The organism is Ornithinimicrobium sp. INDO-MA30-4 (assembly GCF_021535045.1).
Classification (GTDB): domain Bacteria; phylum Actinomycetota; class Actinomycetes; order Actinomycetales; family Dermatophilaceae; genus Ornithinicoccus.
In genome coordinates, this window is record NZ_CP091056.1 from 1371073 (window position 1) to 1386766 (window position 15694).

Consider the following 15694-nt stretch of genomic DNA (forward strand, 5'->3'; position numbering starts at 1 on the left):
GCCAAAATAGCCGTGTCAGCGATCCCAATCGAACTCGGTATAGCCTTCACGCTCGCCGAGGCGGGCTGCGATGTCATTACTCAGAGCATAAAACCCAGCACCGACAGTCACCTGGGTGCGGTGGTAGCGCAACGCCTCGGTTTGCAGGTGCGCCGCAGCAGGATCCACGAGTTCATACTCGACTTCATCGTCCGGCACAACGGAGACCGCGTAGTCATCGTCCGTGGTCAGGATGGTCCAGCCCAGATCGGCCGCCACATTGTGAGCCAACCAGTCACGGTCTTCTTGCGCCCAAGTCTTCGGCGTTAACACCATGAAGAGTCGAGGCCGGTCGCTCGCCGGGATGCCTGCCAGCGCGGAGACCGTCACATCATGAGTACGGATGTGATCCGGGTGGCCGTAACCGCCCTGCGGATCGTAGGTCAGCACGATGTCAGGCTTTAGCGCAAGGACTCGATCGCGCAGCGCCTGCGCTAATTCCTCAACCGGGGCACCAGTGAAGGCTTGCGCGTGGGCAGCGGCGGCTGAACCGACCATCCCACTGTCACGCCACCAGCGTGGACCCCTGCCCGCATACTCGCCTAGGAATTCGTGGTGCACACCCAGTGTGCTCATGGCTGCAGCGAGCTCAGTGCGCCGGTGCGCTCAAGTTCGTCGCTGCCCTCCAGGTGAGCGAGCGCGGCCGGAATGACTTCGCCCTCCTCGCCTGCAGTGCAGGTGATGACATGCACGTCGTCGCCGGCAAGGTGGTGATGCGCCAGCGCGAGCCCAGTAGCCAGCGTTTCGTCATCGGGATGAGCATGCACGGCGAGCAGCCGCAAAGGCGACTGCCCGACCGTGCTGGCCCAATCGATCACGAAGTCTTCTTGGAGCGGGCCACCCGCCCACGAACGGTCTGGTCCAGGATCACCTTGCGGATGCGCACGGCGGCCGGGGTGACCTCAACACACTCGTCTTCGCGGCAGAACTCCAGCGACTGCTCCAAGCTCATCAGGCGCGGCGGCACCAGACGCTCGAGAACCTCAGCGCCAGCGGAACGCACGTTGGTGAGCTTCTTTTCCTTGGTGATGTTGATGTCCATGTCATCGACCCGGGAGTTTTCACCGATGATCATGCCCTCGTACACCTCGGTGGTAGGCGAGAGGAACAGGGTGCCGCGCTCTTGGATGTTGAACATCGCATAGCTAGTTGCAACACCTGTGCGGTCCGAAACAAGCGATCCCGAAAGTCGCGTGCGGATGTCGCCGAACCAGGGCGCATAGCCCTCGAAGACGTGGTTCATGATGCCGGTGCCACGGGTGTCGGTCAGGAACTGGGTGCGGAAGCCGATCAAGCCACGTGAAGGCACGATGAACTCCATCCGGATCCAACCGGTGCCGTGGTTGGTCATTTCTTCCATCCGGCCCTTGCGCGCGGCCATCAACTGCGTGATGGTGCCCAAGTGCTCTTCCGGGTGTCAATCGTCATCCGCTCGACCGGCTCGTGAACCTTGCCGTCGATCTCCTTGACGACCACCTGCGGCTTCCCCACGGTCAGCTCAAAGCCTTCGCGACGCATCTGCTCGACCAGGATGGCCAGTGCCAATTCGCCACGGCCTTGAACTTCCCACGCGTCTGGACGCTCGGTGTCGAGGACGCGCAGCGAGACGTTACCGATCAACTCGCGGTCAAGGCGGTCCTTCACCAGACGAGCGGTCAGCTTGCCACCCTTGGTCCGGCCGGCCAGCGGCGAGGTGTTCGTGCCGATGGTCATCGAGATCGCGGGCTCGTCAACGGTGATCAGCGGCAGCGGGATGGGGTTGTCGGGGTCTGCCAGGGTTTCACCGATGGTGATGTCCGGGATGCCGGCGATAGCGATGATGTCGCCGGGGCCAGCCTTCTCGGCCGGGACACGGTCAAGCGCCTCGGTCAGCAGCAGTTCAGTGATCTTGACGCTCTTGATCGAGCCGTCGCTGCGGCACCACGCGACCTGCTGACCCTTGCGAATCTCACCGTTGCGCACGCGGCACAGGGCCAGGCGGCCCAAGAACGGTGAGGAGTCAAGGTTGGTGACGTGTGCCTGCAGCGGTGCAGCACCGTCATACGTGGGTGCGGGGATCGTGCTCAAGATGGTCTCGAACAGCGACTCGAGGTTTTCTTCCTCGGGGATCTCGCCAGCGCCGGGGGCAGTCAGCGACGCGCGGCCAACCTTGGCCGAGGCGTAGACGATTGGGAAGTCGAGGACAGCGTCGTCGCCGCCGCCGTCTTCAAGCAAGTCGATGAACAGGAGTAGACCTCGTCCACAACGGCCTCAATGCGGCTGTCGGGTCGGTCCACCTTGTTGATGCACAAAATGACGGGCATTTTGGCGTTGAGCGCCTTGCGCAGCACGAAGCGGGTCTGCGGCAGCGGGCCCTCCGATGCGTCAACGAGCAAAACGACACCGTCAACCATCGACAAACCGCGCTCAACCTCGCCACCGAAGTCGGCGTGGCCGGGGGTGTCAATGATGTTGATGGTGACGCCGTTGGGTGCGTCGTACTTGGCTGCCGAAGGACCGCTGTAGTTCACAGCGGTGTTCTTGGCCAAGATGGTGATGCCCTTTTCGCGCTCCAGGTCGTTGGAGTCCATGACGCGGTCGACATCGTCGCCGCGCTGGTCATCGAAAGCACCTGACTGCCGGAGCATGGCGTCAACCAAGTGGTCTTGCCGTGGTCAACGTGAGCGACGATGGCGACGTTGCGCACATCGGTGCGAGTACGTGGATCTTGGGCAGGGGTTGCCTCGGTCGAAAGAGATGACATTTGATCAGTATCTCAGGAGTCTGCGCGAACCTTATACATGGTCTGCAGAAGTTGCTCCACGATGGGCCGGTTCGTCGGCAGCCAGTCCAGCGACAATGCCTCACTCGCGTCAACCCACACCAGCGCGTCGTGATCTTCGAGCGGCACTGGATCGCCAGCACTGATGGTCGCCCAATAAACAACCATTTCGTATGCGGGGCGCAACGGCCACCGACCCCCACCAGTTGCCGGAATAACCGCCCCCACCTGGACCTTTACCCCTAATTCTTCAGCCAATTCACGGCTCAGCGCTGCCTCGAAGGCCTCGCCGCGCTCGACCTTCCCACCAGGCAGCTCCAGCGCCCGGCGAGGTCAGCAGGTGCTGTTCGCCGGGCCGCCAGGAGTTGGTGGGGCTGGTGAGGTCGTCAACAATCGCCCCTGCGACGACGACCACGAGGCCCTGTTGCTGCTTCATACGTGATGGATAGCACAACGCTTGGCCTGCGCCTTCGGTGCGTCGTCCAATCTCACGCGTCGCTTAGAGCGCGCCACCGGCGACTGCGGGGGCCGAGGCGTCTGCACCTTCATCGCCGACCGTCTCGCGAGCCAGGTAGTCCTCCAAGTGGAACCAGTTGTCGCCCGCGCGCTCGGCCACGGTCAACAAGGTGCTCGTGGAGGCAACTTCTTCGACCTGTTCCTTGAGGAACCACTGAATGAACTGTTCGCCGATGACGTCGCCTTCTTCGCGGGCCGCACGGAAGAGCTTTTCAATCTGGGCGGTGACTTCCTTTTCCTGCTCCAAGGCAGCGACGATCGGGTCAGTCACCTGCTGGAAGTTGACTGGCTTGACCTCAACCCCGGGGATCGTCACCTGCATCTCACGATCCAACATGTACTGAACCAGCATCATGGCGTGGTTACGCTCTTCGAGCGACTGGCGATAGAAGTGCGCGGCCAGTTGCGGGAGGTCTTGACCGTCAAACCAGACGGCAATCCCGATGTACTGCTGGCTAGCAGTGAACTCGTTGCGGACCTGCTCTTGCATCAATGCCTGAAAGGAACTCATACGTCAAACCTAGCCCTGTTGCGCGTGCTTGTGCAGTCAATGCCAGGCTCGCCAACGTTAGGCTCGCCTCTGGATCTCCCCGCTCAAGATCTGCTCGGCAAGGTTTACCTCATCACAAAGATGGACCTCAAAGCAATTTCGGCAGCACTTCATGACTTTATTCACTGAGCTCTGACCGGCAAGTAGGGGTGACTCGGTAGATTAAACTCAGCGCAACCCCTGCACTCCCCGGCAACGATGAAGGGCTCCACCATGGCGACCGTGTCGATGTACTTGGCCGTCACGTTTGTTGCGGCTATGGTCGCAGTCGCTATTCGACTCCCCCGTTAGTTGGATTTTTGGCCGCCGGCTTTGTGCTCAATGGCATTGGTGTCGAGCAGTTTGATGCCCTCACCACGCTCGCCGACCTGGGTGTCACGTTGCTGTTGTTTGGCATCGGGCTCAAGTTGGATGTGCGCAGCCTGATCAAGCGAGAGGTATGGCTCACCTCGGCGGCCCACATGGGCCTCACCGTCGTGATCGGCCTAGGTTTGCTCGCCGCGGTGAACCTGCTCAGCCTTCCGCTGCTGGCCCGCACGGACTTCGGCGCCTTAGTGCTCATCGCGTTTGCCTTGTCGTTCTCCAGCACCGTGTTCGTTGTCAAGGTGCTTTCTGATCGCAGCGAATCGCAGTCACACTACGGACGCGTCGCGATCGGCGTGCTGATCATGCAAGACATTGCCGCAGTGGTCTTTTTAACCGCGTTGAAAGGCAGTCCGCCCAGCCCGTGGGCCTTGGCGTTGTTGCTCCTGATCCCCGGCGCCTGGGTGATCCGCAAGGTCTGGGACATGGTGCCGCACGGTGAGATGCAGGCGCTCTTTGGCATCGTGATGGCACTCGTGCCTGGGTATGCCGCGTTCGAGTTGGTGGGGTTGAAGGGCGACTTGGGCGCCCTCATCGTTGGTGCGCTGCTGGCCGGCCACCCCGCCGCTGGGGAGCTCTCCAAGAGCCTGTTCACGATCAAAGAACTGTTGCTGGTTGGCTTTTTTATCTCGATCGGATTGGGCGCTATGCCGACCGGTGAGTCGATCGTGATCGCCATCTTGTTGATGGTGCTGATCCCGATCAAGACGGCTAGCTACTTCTTCCTGTTGGCCTGGCAGCGACTCGGGCATCGCTCAGCCATCCTGACCAGTTTGGCGCTGGGCAACTTCTCCGAGTTTGCGCTGATCGTTGCTGCTGTCGGCGTCGAAGGGGGACTGATTGATGAGCAATGGCTCGTTGTGCTGTCGGTGGCCGTTGCTCTGTCTTTCGTGATCTCAGCCATCACCAACCGCACCGAAAGCAAGATCGTGTCAGTGCTCGTTCCCCGCCTTCCGATGCAAGACGCCACCACTCTGCACCCCGAAGACCGGCCAATCGACCTTAGTCGGGGCAACGCCGTCGTGCTCGGCATGGGCCGGATTGGCCGCGCGGCTTATCACCAGTTGGAAGAGGAGTATGGCCAGCGCGTTGTTGGCGTGGAGAACAACATCAACCGGGTGCAGGAGTTGGTGGCTTATGGGCTCGATGTGCAAGAGGCCGATGCCACCGACGCGGCGTTCTGGGAGCGGGTGTCAATGGCCAACAACGTGCGGCTCGTCGTGCTGGCGATGCCATTCCACGGGTCCAACCTGGCTGCGCTGCGCAACTTGCGCGACAGCGACTTCGCGGGTCGGGTCGCGGCCGTCGCGCAATATGACGACGAGGTCGCCGACGTGAAGGCACCTGGAGCTGACTCGGTGCTCCAGCTCTATAGCGGCGCTGGCATCCAGTTGGCTGATGAGGCGTTTGAGGTCATCGCACAGGACAAGCCACCTTCGCTGTAGCCGATCCTGTTGCCCGCCCGTACTTCGCTGCGGTGCGACTCCCCTGCGGCTCGCTCCACCTATGTTGAAGCTGCCGAGTCCTTACCACGACGGGCGGAAGGCCGAACCCATGTTGTCCAAAGCGCCCTCGGTGATGGGTATGTCGCCGCTCTTGACCGCCTTGACCAACTCAGCGTGATCCGCGCTCGTCTGGTCGGCATACCTCCGGGCAAACTTGGCCATCGCCTTGTCCACCTTGGGTTTTTTGCCGACATATCCGGCGATCATCGAGGCCCCACTCGTACGGGCATGCCCCTTGGCGAGAAGGTGACCGACGATGCCCGCGTAGTCTGCGAGCGCCGCCGCATCCATCGAATCTAGCGGAATAGTGCCCTTGCTGTTTCTGAATTGGCGCACGTAATAGGTCTTGTCGCCGACCGAAGTCCATCCCAAGAGCGGGTCGCTCACGGTCTGTAGGGCCTGCTGATATTCGACGACGCGTTGGCCCTGGTGTGCGTGCCAAACCGAGTCACCGTGCACATACGGTGCCAGAACGGAGCGACGAGCCTGCTTGAGTTGCAAGAACAAGACGTCGTCGGGGGTGCTGCCCTCCAAGAGGACGACATAGGCACGCAATCCGACGCTGCCAACGCCAACCACTTTGTGCGCTACGTCCACGATCGTGTAGCCGCCGACGACACGTCTCCAGTGGGGGGCCAGCGTGTCCAGATAGGCGTCGATGGCCTCCTCCAGGTCATCTCGCTCTTTGCCCGTGACTCGCACGATGGTGGGCGGGTCTTCGACAATGTGCCGCTGGCCACCGTCGTCACTGGTGAATTTAGGCAGAGCGCGGTCGCTGGTGCGCTTTCGCGCCCGATTGGCGGATCGCTTGATCTCCTTGCGGAGCGACTTTTCAGTGGCAGTCTCGTGCATTCGGTGCACGTCAAGACGGTTGTAGGAGCGCATCATGAGTGGCTGGTTGGCCAGGAATCGCAGTTCTTCGCGGTAAGCAGCCACACTGGCGCGAACGGCGGACTCGCATTCGCTTTCCTTCAGTCCATTTTCCCGGCCCGCCACCCAGATGCTGGCCACCAGTCGTCGCAGGTCCCACTCCCAGGGACCCGGATGTGCCTCATCAAAGTCGTTGAGGTCGATCACTAATTCACCTTCGGGCGAGGCGTAGAAGCCGAAGTTGCCGAAGTGCGCATCTCCCCCGATGACCGGCATAATTCCCGTGGCTGGCAGAGCGGCAACGTCAGCAGCCATCACAACCGCAGTCCCCCGCAGGAAGCCATACGGCGAGGTGACCATGCGGGCCACCCGCACCGGGATTAATCCTGCAACGCGGCCTTCATGAGACTCGCGGAGCAGATCCACGGGGTTGGAACGGTCCGCGAAGGGCTGCCAGTGAGCCAATGACTTGCGCGGGACCTGTTTGCGCAGAGCTTTGCCCATTGCATATCGCTCTTGGCGGGTGGTTGGCGTTTTTCGAACCGAAGAAAAGGCAGCCGAATCTGCTGTCGCCAATATTTGGTGCCCGCGGTGGACCTGCTCAGTCATGTGCTGCCTTGTCTGCTTGTCTGCGACGTTAGAGACAGGCTAGCCGGTCGGCTACTTCTTGGTCCGGCCCAACTGGTGCAGCGCCACGGCGACGTCACCGCTGGTCCATGGGTGACCGTGAGTGCGGGCCAGGGCAACAATGGAGTCAACAGACTCCATGTAGCGACGGTAGACGGCTTCGCCCGTGCCCACGGAAATACCGACCTTCTTTAGACCGGCCTGCGTTTGGCGGCTGAAATTAGCCATCCGCGCGGGGGCCGCTGCCGCCAAGACGGCCGAGATGAGTGCATCGCCCTTGTCGAGCCCGGGCAGGTCGGCCAAGACCTCGCGAGCTTGGTCCGCGGCTTCCGCGGTGGAAAGGGCGGGGTCGTTCACCAACGTCAAAGCACGGGCGGTGACGGCCCGCACGTCGGCTTCGGGGGTGGCGAGCAGACCAATGACCCATTCGGTCTTGGTAGTGGCCCGCTTCCAAAAGACCAAAGCTGCGATGTCTGCTTTGCCAAGACTGCCCACTGCTACTGCCTGTGCGGCGACAACCTCGAAAACCTCGTCGTATGCTGGCGCCACGGCCTCGGCGTAGTCGACGCGAGCCTCAAGGACAAGACCCCACTGCTGGTCGGTCAGCACGGGATCGGACTCAGCGAGTTCCTGTTCTCCCTTTGCGTCAGGCTCGGTCGGTTCGGTGTCGGTTTTCAAATCGTGGCTCATCTGGTGATGACACCACAGACAGGCTGCGGAACTCCACCCACGCCTCAGTGGCGTTGAGCACATGGTGGTGTTCATTCAGGGTCGAACGGCCCTGGAAGGCTCATCTGCCACTCGCTAGTGTTTCGGCATGGAACCTGCAGACCCCGGCGCACATCCGATCCGGATCTATCTCTTGGACGATCACGAGTTGGTCCGACGCGGGCTACGGGACCTACTTTCCGTCGAGCCTGACATGGAGATCGTTGGCGAGTCGGGAAGTGCGGTCCGAGCCTTGGCTCAAATCCCTTCCTTGCGCCCTGACGTTGCGGTGCTAGATGCTCGGCTACCTGACGGGTCAGGCATCGAGGTATGTCGCGATGTCCGCGCTCAAGCTCCCGATGTAAACGCACTCATTTTGACTTCATACGATGATCACGATGCACACTTCGCTTCGATCATCGCGGGCGCTTCCGGATTCGTGCTCAAGCAGATCAGCGGATCGGGTTTGGTCGACAGCATCCGCCTAGTGGCTTCGGGAAAGTCGCTACTGGAGCCGGCGGAAAGTGCGCGGGTGCTGGATCGAATGCAACACGGAGACCCGGAGCGCAATCAGTTCAACGTGCTCTCTCCGCAGGAAAAGCGAGTTCTTGAGTTGATCGCCGAAGGGCTGACAAACCGCCAGATCGGAGATCGACTACACCTAGCGGAGAAGACTATTAAAAACTATGTCTCCTCGATCCTGGCCAAGCTCGGCCTAGAACGTCGCACGCAGGCTGCCGTGCTGAGCACTCGCTTCCAAGAGCATTAACCCCAAAACTATTTGAACACTCGGGACTAAAGCCCGTAGTGCTCAACGCCTCCCCGCAAGATCCTAGAAGTAGGCCGTGCCCGTCCCATCAGGGAACTGCCCAGATCCGAACCCCTATCTAGGAGAAATCATGAATGAGGCCTCAGCTGAGACCCACCATGTTGACCATCAACCAGCGTCCTTCGAAGGCGCCAACAAGTCCCCCGCGCGGATGCTACTTGGGGTGTTGCGCATCCTCTTCGGCTTCACCTTCTTGTGGGCTTTTCTGGACAAGCTGTTTGGACTAGGCAAAGCCACTGCTAGCGAGAATGCTTGGATCAATGGCGGAGACCCGACCTTTGGCTACCTGTCCAACAGCGAAGGCACCTTCTCATCCTTCTTCAGCAGTCTGGCCGGACAGGGATGGGTTTCGTGGCTGTTTATGCTGGGGCTACTTGGCATTGGAGTGGCCCTAATGAGTGGGGCAGGCATGTACATTGCCGCTGTCTCTGGCGGCTTGCTCTATATGTTTATGTGGCTGGCCGCACTCCCCATTGCGACCAACCCTTTCATTGATGATCACCTGACCGGCGCACTCATCGTGGTCTACTTTGCCCTTGCTTCAGCAGGCGACACCCTGGGCATCGGCACTTGGTGGAAAAACACAGACATCGTCAAGAAGATGCCCATCCTTCGCTGACAACTTTCGCTGGGTCGATGGGCCACGCACTGCTAGTAGTGAATGGGCACCTGCCACCGCAACACCGAGCCACGCGGGGCATGAGCTAGCAGGTCCATCGACCCACCCAGTTGCTGGGCACGGGTGCGCACATTATTTAGTCCGCTTTCCATCACTTGGCTCGGCAGGCCTACGCCGTTGTCCGTGACCACCGCCACCAAGTGCTTCTCCTCAACAAAGACGGCTACTTCGACCGACGTTGCCTGGGCGTGGCGGACCACGTTCGACAGCGCCTCCCGCAGAACCATCATCAGTGCCTGCCGACCATCTATATCTAGCACCCCCTCGATCTCTTCATCGCAGCGCATGGCTGGCTCAAAGCCCAGATTCAGGGCATAACCGCTCAGCAATTCTCCGATTTGGTCGTGGACCGAGTGCCCGACCTTGGCTGGAGTCAAGGCGAAAATGGTGGCTCGTAGGTCTCGGATCGTGGCATCGAGTTCCACGATCGTGCGATCGATGCGCTCTGCGACCGCCGGCTTAGGCTCCAGTCGGCTCGCTCCCTGCAGGGCCAAACCAGCGGCATAGATTCGTTGGATGACCAGATCGTGCAAGTCTCGTGCGATGCGCTCGCGGTCCTCAACCTTGACCAGCACATCGTGATTCTGTCCGGCTTTTACCCGGTCTAGGACTAGCCCCACCTGATCACCAAATGCTTCAAACACTTCCTCGGTATACCGGCTGGTGACGGTGGTCGTCGGGAGCCAACCCACCACTACCAAAACCGCAAAAGATCCGTTCTGCAATTGAACCGGAACTGCGCTGTTGTGCCTCGGACCCGCACCAGCATCCGACGGTGCGGCACCGTTGGTCCAATGCACACTTTCTCTACGCACCAAACTGTGTTGCACACAGCGGCGCGCATCTTTGAGCAGCTCACTGCCACTGGCGCCGTCCGCAGCCAGGACGACGAACTCGCGGTCATCGTCGGTGGCTAGCAGGACACCGGCCGCCTTGGCCTGTCGAAGGTGTCGCGCTTGAGTGAGGACCAGTGGCAAAACTCGCGTCGGATCACTTTCGGCGAGCAGCGCGCGATTGATCTGTCGCAGCGAGTCGCTGAGGTCGCGATGACTCTTGGCCTCCAACCTTTGCCGGGTGAGATCGATGACACTGCCCGCGACCACCGTCAAGGCGTCAACCGTTTCCTCGTCCTGGTCACTAAAAGGGTATTGCGCTCGCGCTCAGTGAGATAGAGGTGACCAAAAACGGTTGACCCGATGCGGATCGGCATGGCAAGGAACGTGTGCATCACAGGATGACCCGCGGGAAACCCGGTAGCGTCAGGTTCTTTTGTGACGTCGTCCAGTCTGAAGCCAACGGGTCGGCGCATCAGCCTGCCTAATAAGCCTTCACAGGCCGGGTGGCCGCCAATGGCACGGCGCTGTTTTTCAGATAGCCCATGCGTAATGAAATGACTGATTCGCTCGCGATCGTCCTCAGCCAAGACGACTAGGGCACCGTAGCGGGCACTGGTCATTCGGCAGGCGACTTGCACGATATGGCGCAGTAAACCGTCTAGATCAGTGGCATCCATCGCACCTAGTTCTTGGACGGTGCCCAACAGACGTCGGAGTCGATCTCGCTCTATGTCGACAGTGTCAGTATCAGTGGCGGTGGCGGTGGCCGAAGGCTGATCCATACGGTCGGAGTCTAGTGCGTTGCGCCCACCGTACCGCTTTCACTCAACGTCGCGGGCGATAACCACGGGGCACTCATGCACGCGGTACAACAGGCCCTGACTAACCGAACCCAACACTGAGCGAGCGAATCCACCGCGCCCACGGCTGCCCACCACCAGCAGTCCAGCCGAGCGAGCTTCAGTCTCCAGCCTGGCTAGCGGTGGCTGGCGGGAGACCACGTGGTCTACCTCGACGTCTGGGTAGTTCTGCGAGCAGCCGGCCATTGCCTCATGCACCACCCGCTCTTGGTCCCGGCATAGGTTGTCAAAGTTCTCTTGACCCATCCACATTAGAATGGCCTTCTCGGAGAGATTTAGCTCCCAGGCATAGATCGCAATGAGGGGAACCTTACGCAATTGTGCCGCCTGAAAGGCATACTCAATCGCTGCCGAATTGGCTTGTGACCCGTCAACTCCCACGACGACTGGGCGATCGACATGTGGGTCAGTTTTGTCGCTAACGACGACCACGGGGCACCGCGCGTGGGCGGCAATCTGCGCAGACGTGGACCCTAGCCTCGCACTTTCGACCCTACCGAGACCTTGGCGTCCGACGACGACGACCTCGGCGCCCGCTGATGCCGCCACGAGCACTTGGCCAGGGGTGCCTGGCTCAACTTGGCTATCAACCTGCACCTGCGGCGCCTGAGCCCGGACATACTCGGCGGTCTTAGCGACTACCTCTTCTGCCCATTTCAGCGGCAGGTTCATCCCAATGGGATATTCATGTTGAGGCGCTGCTGGAATTCCGCAGGCCAGGACAAGAGACAACGGGCGTTTGCGTAATTTAGCTTCACCGATAGCCCAATCTACAGCCGCAGAAGTTGGCTCTTCTGGATCTACTCCTACGACGATGGGTCGCATCTGTGCTCCTTCTAGGGGTGACTGCACACCCGGTGCCTCGTGACCCCTTGGTGGCTGACCGGCTTACGTGGATGGGTGGGGCAGAACGTGGACGGGGCAGGGCGCTTCGCCAATGACGTAGCGGGCCGTCCTGCCCAGGTGTGCACCCAGGAATCTTGGTGCAGCTCTGCGCAATAAGAACATCACGGCAGCACCCTTAGCGCTTTCCAACAGCGCATGGATAGGCTGATCGTGCAAAATTCGGACTGAGACAGCAACGTCAGGGTAGCGAGCCCGCCATGGCTGCAAAGCCTGCTCTGCCATTTTGGTGCCAGCCTCGACCCAACCACCAAGATTGTCTCGGCTTTCTATGCGGTCGATGTATGGATCAGGGATTGCCCACGCGTGGACGACCTCGATGGTGGCATCATTAGCAACGGCGTATTCAAAGGCTGTTTCGAACAAGCCCTCGCTACCTTCATCTGTCCGGATGCCTACGACGACCCGCTTCTGCGTCGGCAACGACTCCCAGTCACTCGGTACCACAGCGGTCGGCACGTCGGATCGGGCTACGACCGCAGCGGTGGTCGCTCCGAAGACGAGCCGATCGATCCCCGTGTACGTTTCGCGGCCCACCACCAGCAACTGCTCGGCAGTGGCAGCCTTCAGCAATTCTGAGATCCGAGACCCCGTGCGCAAGTCCGTCGATGTCTTCAGATCAGGGGCTAGCTCGGCTAAGAGCGCAGCTGCCTCCGCCAATATTGCAGTGCCTGCGGCCTCGACTTGCTGAGGAACATTGGGCAGCGCCAATGCCTGAGCGCTGAGCCGAGGTAGCACATGCACCAAGCTCAGGCCGCAATCGCGCTCCACGGCTTGCTCGACGGCATACCGCAAAGCACCTTGACATCCCGTGGTGCCGTCTACCGCGACAACTACGTTGCCCGCGCCCGCCTTGGCCATGTTTACTCCTTCGTCTTCGTCCCGCTCTTGTTGGTGACCACATCCCCGCGTCAGTCCACGATCATGACCGGCGAAGTTGAGGTATGCAGTGCACCTAGGCTAGTGGAGCCCAGCAAGGAGCCGACGAGTGCGCCATGACCACGGGTGCCGAGCACGAGCAGGCCGCCTCGGTCACCGGCGTTAACAAGCCCCGCGACAGCATGGTCTTCAATCACGGCGCCGAGGACCTGCAGATCAGGATTGGCAGCAGAGACCCGCTCTGCAGCCGCAGCGTTTTCGGTCTCTGCCTTAGCTTTGTATGCGGCACTGGCCTCACCAGCCGAGTGGTAGCCCAGCGGTCCCTTGTCCCATGGGTCCGGCGGGGCGGGTGCCCAGGTGGTGGCTAGCATCAGCGGGGCACCCCATTCCCGAGCGACTGAAACTGCGCGTTCGACCGCTCGGGCGGCGCCGCTGGTTCCGTCCGCGCCTACCACCACTGGGCGGGTCGGGCCGGGCAGATCGTTGGCTCCTTCACGAACGATGACCAGGGGGCAGCGGGCATATCCAGCCATCGCATACGCGGTCGACCCCATCAACAGAGTGCCGAAGCGACTCCGCCCATGACTGCCAAGCACGACAAGAGAGGCGGTGGTGGAGAGTTCGCCAATCGCCACCTTTGCGCTAAACAGGGAAGTGGCTACCTCGACGTCAAGGTTGGGGAAATCAGTCAACACCTTGTCCCGACCCCGTTCGGCGATCTCTCGTGCTTCGGCAAGAATGTCAGCATTCTCTGCCAAACCGCTACCCGCGTCTTGAGTGTAGGTAATCCATTCAGCGGCATGCATGACGATAAGCTTTTGGCCCTGGTGATCAGCTACCCGAGCGGCCCACTGAAGTGCGGCCTCTGAGGGTTTTGACCCGTCATATCCAACGATGACCCGGTCGGTGGTTGATGGCAATGCCATAACTATCTCCTTGACTTGGTAGGCCACTGTTCAGCGCAATCGAACACTGTAGGCGGATAGTGGAAGATTAATGATTGATTAGACACGCCGATAGGGCCTTAAGTCCCTCTGGGTGTGTATGCGGCTCGCTGGTCATATCGGCAACGTATAAACAAGCAACAGCTGGTCAAACTGGCCACAGGCGCTTGCTGACCTCACGGCCGGCTTACCGCTCGATGCAGGATGGCAAGAACTGCTAGCCACTAGCAACCTTGAACCGATGATGGTGCGGTTCTTCGCGGAACGACCAGAAATGTAGTCAGATGTCGGCTTGGCAACCTCAGCCATCCGCCCGCAGGTGAGCGAACACAACTCCAATAGGGATACTGACCAGCAGCACAAACAACAGCGCTCGATAAGCCACATCCAATAGCCATCCCGCGTCTAGGGCACCCGAGTGTTGTGCGTCGCGGCGGACGGCATACAGCGCAGTGGCCAACCCGATCACCAGTAAAACTGAGCCGCCGTCAACCACGAGCGGCAGGTCAGCCAGGGTTCCCGCGATGACGAGGGCGCTGCCCAGGTCCCACGAGGCAAGCGTGCTCCAACTGATGGTGGGTGATGTCGGGCGCCTGGTCAACCAGGCTGGCGCTAGTCCCATCGCGACCTGGGCGACCCCGCCGACAAGCACCAAATAGGCCGCCACCCAACTGCCCTGCTCCAAACCGAGCGGCCCCGTTGCCGCAGCCACGAGGCCGCCGAAGACGACGCAACCCACGCCGATACTGACTAAGGCAGCCTCAGGGCGACTCGGTGACCGCCTCACCTGGTTGCCGCGGACAGGTGGGCCAGACACCGGTCCGGGGTGACGAACGGCTCCAGCCGATCAACATCAACGGGCGCCTGCCAGGTCTGCACCGCGCCCTGCATCAACCCCAGATGCAACGGGCAGACCACCTCGGGCTGCTCGGTGGCCAACTCGAGGAACGGGCAGTGCTGCAATTCGATCTGCGAATGTGGCACGTCTCGATCCCACTCGGGGGCGAAGCCCAACTCGATTTAGCATCAGCACTAGCGCTTCGATCGGCTCTTTTGGTGCGGGAGTCGAAGGCGACGAGGCCAACTCACGGCCCCAGGCCCGGCCCACCTCGAGGGCCTGGGCGCCCGGGTCCGGACCCGCCGCGACGCTGTGCACGAAGGCGGCCGCGAGCGCCTGGTAGTGCCGTGGCCCGGTCGGATCCATCCCTGGGGCAATTTGGAACAACTGGGGCGGCCTACCCCGGACTTGATGTGGCTCGCTGACCCGCTCGGCCTGGGCCTGCTCAACCAGCTTCGTCAGGTGGAAGCGGATCGTGTTGGGGTGCACTTCCAGGCGCTCGGCAAGGTCAAGAATCGTCAGCGGACCCCCGGCGTCTTTGAGCGCCTGCAACACCTGCGTGCGAGTGCTTGGCTCTCCCTGTCCGCTGAGGTGTCTTCCCGCATAGCTGTCATTCTCCTGCCCCATCCCCCTGCGGCGGCAATCCAGCGACGAGGGGCGTGTCCACCCCCAAGGCACCAAGCTTGGCCGCGCCACCTGGGGAGTCCAGCGGGGCGTCCTGCCCCGACAGCGTCTCACTGAAGAAGTCGGCGTTGTCGGTCAAGTAGGGCTGCAAGGTGTCCGGCAGGTCATCCTCGTAGTAGATCGCTTCCACCGGACAGACCGGCTCGCACGCCCCGCAGTCGACGCACTCGTCCGGGTGGATATACAGCGCCCGCTTGCCCTCGTAGATGCAGTCCACTGGGCACTCGTCCACGCAGGCTCGATCGACGATGTCGACACACGGCTGTCCGATCACGTAAGTCATGGTCTAGAGTTTACACAATC

General features: G+C 61.1%; 18 protein-coding genes and 1 pseudogene. 3 read left to right on the forward strand and 16 right to left on the reverse strand.

The genetic code is table 11. From position 1 onward, the window contains the following. Window positions 1-15: 15 nt before the first annotated feature. The 6 genes and pseudogenes from L0A91_RS07910 to L0A91_RS07925 form a co-directional block, all read right to left on the reverse strand. Complete coding sequence (locus L0A91_RS07910; RefSeq protein WP_260115163.1) at window positions 16-615, reverse strand: PIG-L family deacetylase; 600 nt, start codon at window positions 613-615, stop codon at window positions 16-18. Further along, window positions 612-857: a PIG-L family deacetylase gene (locus L0A91_RS17405; protein ID WP_260115164.1), complete on the reverse strand. Its 246-nt coding sequence runs from the start codon at window positions 855-857 to the stop codon at window positions 612-614. Before L0A91_RS17405 ends, L0A91_RS07910 begins: the two co-directional genes overlap by 4 nt. Further along, window positions 854-2782 (reverse strand): annotated as a pseudogene (gene typA / locus L0A91_RS07915) (translational GTPase TypA). The gene L0A91_RS17405 and the pseudogene typA overlap by 4 nt, the downstream one beginning before the upstream one ends. Before the next feature lie 12 nt (window positions 2783-2794). Further along, window positions 2795-3121 (reverse strand): NUDIX domain-containing protein, encoded by a 327-nt coding sequence (locus L0A91_RS07920; protein ID WP_311198155.1) that lies wholly within the window; start codon window positions 3119-3121, stop codon window positions 2795-2797. Continuing rightward, window positions 3060-3236: a hypothetical protein gene (locus L0A91_RS18860; protein ID WP_311197729.1), complete on the reverse strand. Its 177-nt coding sequence runs from the start codon at window positions 3234-3236 to the stop codon at window positions 3060-3062. Before L0A91_RS18860 ends, L0A91_RS07920 begins: the two co-directional genes overlap by 62 nt. Before the next feature lie 63 nt (window positions 3237-3299). Beyond that, window positions 3300-3827, reverse strand: coding sequence for a ferritin (locus L0A91_RS07925; protein WP_235243729.1), 528 nt, complete (start codon window positions 3825-3827; stop codon window positions 3300-3302). A 338-nt stretch (window positions 3828-4165) separates the two neighbouring features. On the opposite strand from L0A91_RS07925, the gene L0A91_RS07930 reads away from it, so the two are divergent. After that, a complete protein-coding gene (locus L0A91_RS07930) occupies window positions 4166-5674 on the forward strand; it encodes a cation:proton antiporter family protein (RefSeq protein WP_235243730.1) in 1509 nt (502 codons plus the stop codon). An 81-nt stretch (window positions 5675-5755) separates the two neighbouring features. Here the strand turns inward: L0A91_RS07930 and L0A91_RS07935 are convergent, their stop codons facing one another. Beyond that, window positions 5756-7213, reverse strand: coding sequence for a DUF2252 domain-containing protein (locus L0A91_RS07935; RefSeq protein WP_235243731.1), 1458 nt, complete (start codon window positions 7211-7213; stop codon window positions 5756-5758). A 51-nt stretch (window positions 7214-7264) separates the two neighbouring features. Beyond that, window positions 7265-7921, reverse strand: coding sequence for a hypothetical protein (locus L0A91_RS07940; RefSeq protein ID WP_235243733.1), 657 nt, complete (start codon window positions 7919-7921; stop codon window positions 7265-7267). A gap of 127 nt (window positions 7922-8048) precedes the next feature. Between L0A91_RS07940 and L0A91_RS07945 the strand changes: the two genes are divergently transcribed. Together L0A91_RS07945 and L0A91_RS07950 are read left to right on the forward strand one after the other, a co-directional pair. Next, on the forward strand, window positions 8049-8708 hold the full coding sequence (locus L0A91_RS07945) for a response regulator transcription factor (RefSeq protein ID WP_235243735.1): 660 nt from the start codon (window positions 8049-8051) through the stop codon (window positions 8706-8708). Between the two features lie 130 nt (window positions 8709-8838). After that, the gene (locus L0A91_RS07950; protein ID WP_235243737.1) at window positions 8839-9387 is read left to right on the forward strand and encodes a hypothetical protein; all 549 of its coding nucleotides are present in this window, start codon (window positions 8839-8841) and stop codon (window positions 9385-9387) included. Window positions 9388-9419: 32 nt separating this feature from the next. On the opposite strand, the gene L0A91_RS07955 is transcribed toward L0A91_RS07950, so the two are convergent. From L0A91_RS07955 to fdxA, 8 genes are all read right to left on the reverse strand, one after another. Further along, window positions 9420-10550 carry a sensor histidine kinase gene (locus L0A91_RS07955; RefSeq protein WP_235246572.1) on the reverse strand — a complete coding sequence of 377 codons (1131 nt, stop codon included), beginning with the start codon at window positions 10548-10550 and terminating at the stop codon, window positions 9420-9422. A 2-nt stretch (window positions 10551-10552) separates the two neighbouring features. After that, the gene (locus L0A91_RS07960; RefSeq protein WP_235243739.1) at window positions 10553-10960 is read right to left on the reverse strand and encodes a GAF domain-containing protein; all 408 of its coding nucleotides are present in this window, start codon (window positions 10958-10960) and stop codon (window positions 10553-10555) included. A 144-nt stretch (window positions 10961-11104) separates the two neighbouring features. Next, the gene (locus L0A91_RS07965; RefSeq protein WP_235243741.1) at window positions 11105-11968 is read right to left on the reverse strand and encodes a universal stress protein; all 864 of its coding nucleotides are present in this window, start codon (window positions 11966-11968) and stop codon (window positions 11105-11107) included. A 63-nt stretch (window positions 11969-12031) separates the two neighbouring features. Continuing rightward, the gene (locus L0A91_RS07970) at window positions 12032-12907 is read right to left on the reverse strand and encodes a universal stress protein (RefSeq protein ID WP_220121585.1); all 876 of its coding nucleotides are present in this window, start codon (window positions 12905-12907) and stop codon (window positions 12032-12034) included. A gap of 50 nt (window positions 12908-12957) precedes the next feature. After that, complete coding sequence (locus tag L0A91_RS07975) at window positions 12958-13851, reverse strand: universal stress protein (RefSeq protein WP_235243743.1); 894 nt, start codon at window positions 13849-13851, stop codon at window positions 12958-12960. Window positions 13852-14170: 319 nt separating this feature from the next. Beyond that, window positions 14171-14686, reverse strand: a complete 516-nt coding sequence (locus L0A91_RS07980) for a hypothetical protein (protein ID WP_235243745.1) — start codon at window positions 14684-14686, stop codon at window positions 14171-14173. Window positions 14687-14722: 36 nt separating this feature from the next. Next, entirely contained in the window at window positions 14723-15262 is a 540-nt protein-coding gene (locus L0A91_RS07985; protein WP_235243747.1) for a metalloregulator ArsR/SmtB family transcription factor, read from the reverse strand. Window positions 15263-15317: 55 nt separating this feature from the next. After that, the gene (gene fdxA, locus L0A91_RS07990; protein ID WP_235243748.1) at window positions 15318-15674 is read right to left on the reverse strand and encodes a ferredoxin; all 357 of its coding nucleotides are present in this window, start codon (window positions 15672-15674) and stop codon (window positions 15318-15320) included. Window positions 15675-15694: the final 20 nt, after the last annotated feature.

What these genes read in the sequence shown, in the direction of transcription:
- L0A91_RS07910 (WP_260115163.1), bottom strand. Translation starts at nt 615, where the DNA reads ATGAGCACACTGGGTGTGCACCACGAATTCCTAGGCGAGTATGCGGGC.
- L0A91_RS07950 (WP_235243737.1), top strand. Translation starts at nt 8,839, where the DNA reads ATGAATGAGGCCTCAGCTGAGACCCACCATGTTGACCATCAACCAGCG.
- L0A91_RS18860 (WP_311197729.1), bottom strand. Translation starts at nt 3,236, where the DNA reads ATGAAGCAGCAACAGGGCCTCGTGGTCGTCGTCGCAGGGGCGATTGTT.
- L0A91_RS07975 (WP_235243743.1), bottom strand. Translation starts at nt 13,851, where the DNA reads ATGGCATTGCCATCAACCACCGACCGGGTCATCGTTGGATATGACGGG.
- L0A91_RS07960 (WP_235243739.1), bottom strand. Translation starts at nt 10,960, where the DNA reads ATGGATGCCACTGATCTAGACGGTTTACTGCGCCATATCGTGCAAGTC.
- L0A91_RS07935 (WP_235243731.1), bottom strand. Translation starts at nt 7,213, where the DNA reads ATGACTGAGCAGGTCCACCGCGGGCACCAAATATTGGCGACAGCAGAT.
- L0A91_RS07970 (WP_220121585.1), bottom strand. Translation starts at nt 12,907, where the DNA reads ATGGCCAAGGCGGGCGCGGGCAACGTAGTTGTCGCGGTAGACGGCACC.
- L0A91_RS07925 (WP_235243729.1), bottom strand. Translation starts at nt 3,827, where the DNA reads ATGAGTTCCTTTCAGGCATTGATGCAAGAGCAGGTCCGCAACGAGTTC.
- L0A91_RS07965 (WP_235243741.1), bottom strand. Translation starts at nt 11,968, where the DNA reads ATGCGACCCATCGTCGTAGGAGTAGATCCAGAAGAGCCAACTTCTGCG.
- L0A91_RS07945 (WP_235243735.1), top strand. Translation starts at nt 8,049, where the DNA reads ATGGAACCTGCAGACCCCGGCGCACATCCGATCCGGATCTATCTCTTG.
- L0A91_RS07940 (WP_235243733.1), bottom strand. Translation starts at nt 7,921, where the DNA reads ATGAGCCACGATTTGAAAACCGACACCGAACCGACCGAGCCTGACGCA.
- fdxA (WP_235243748.1), bottom strand. Translation starts at nt 15,674, where the DNA reads ATGACTTACGTGATCGGACAGCCGTGTGTCGACATCGTCGATCGAGCC.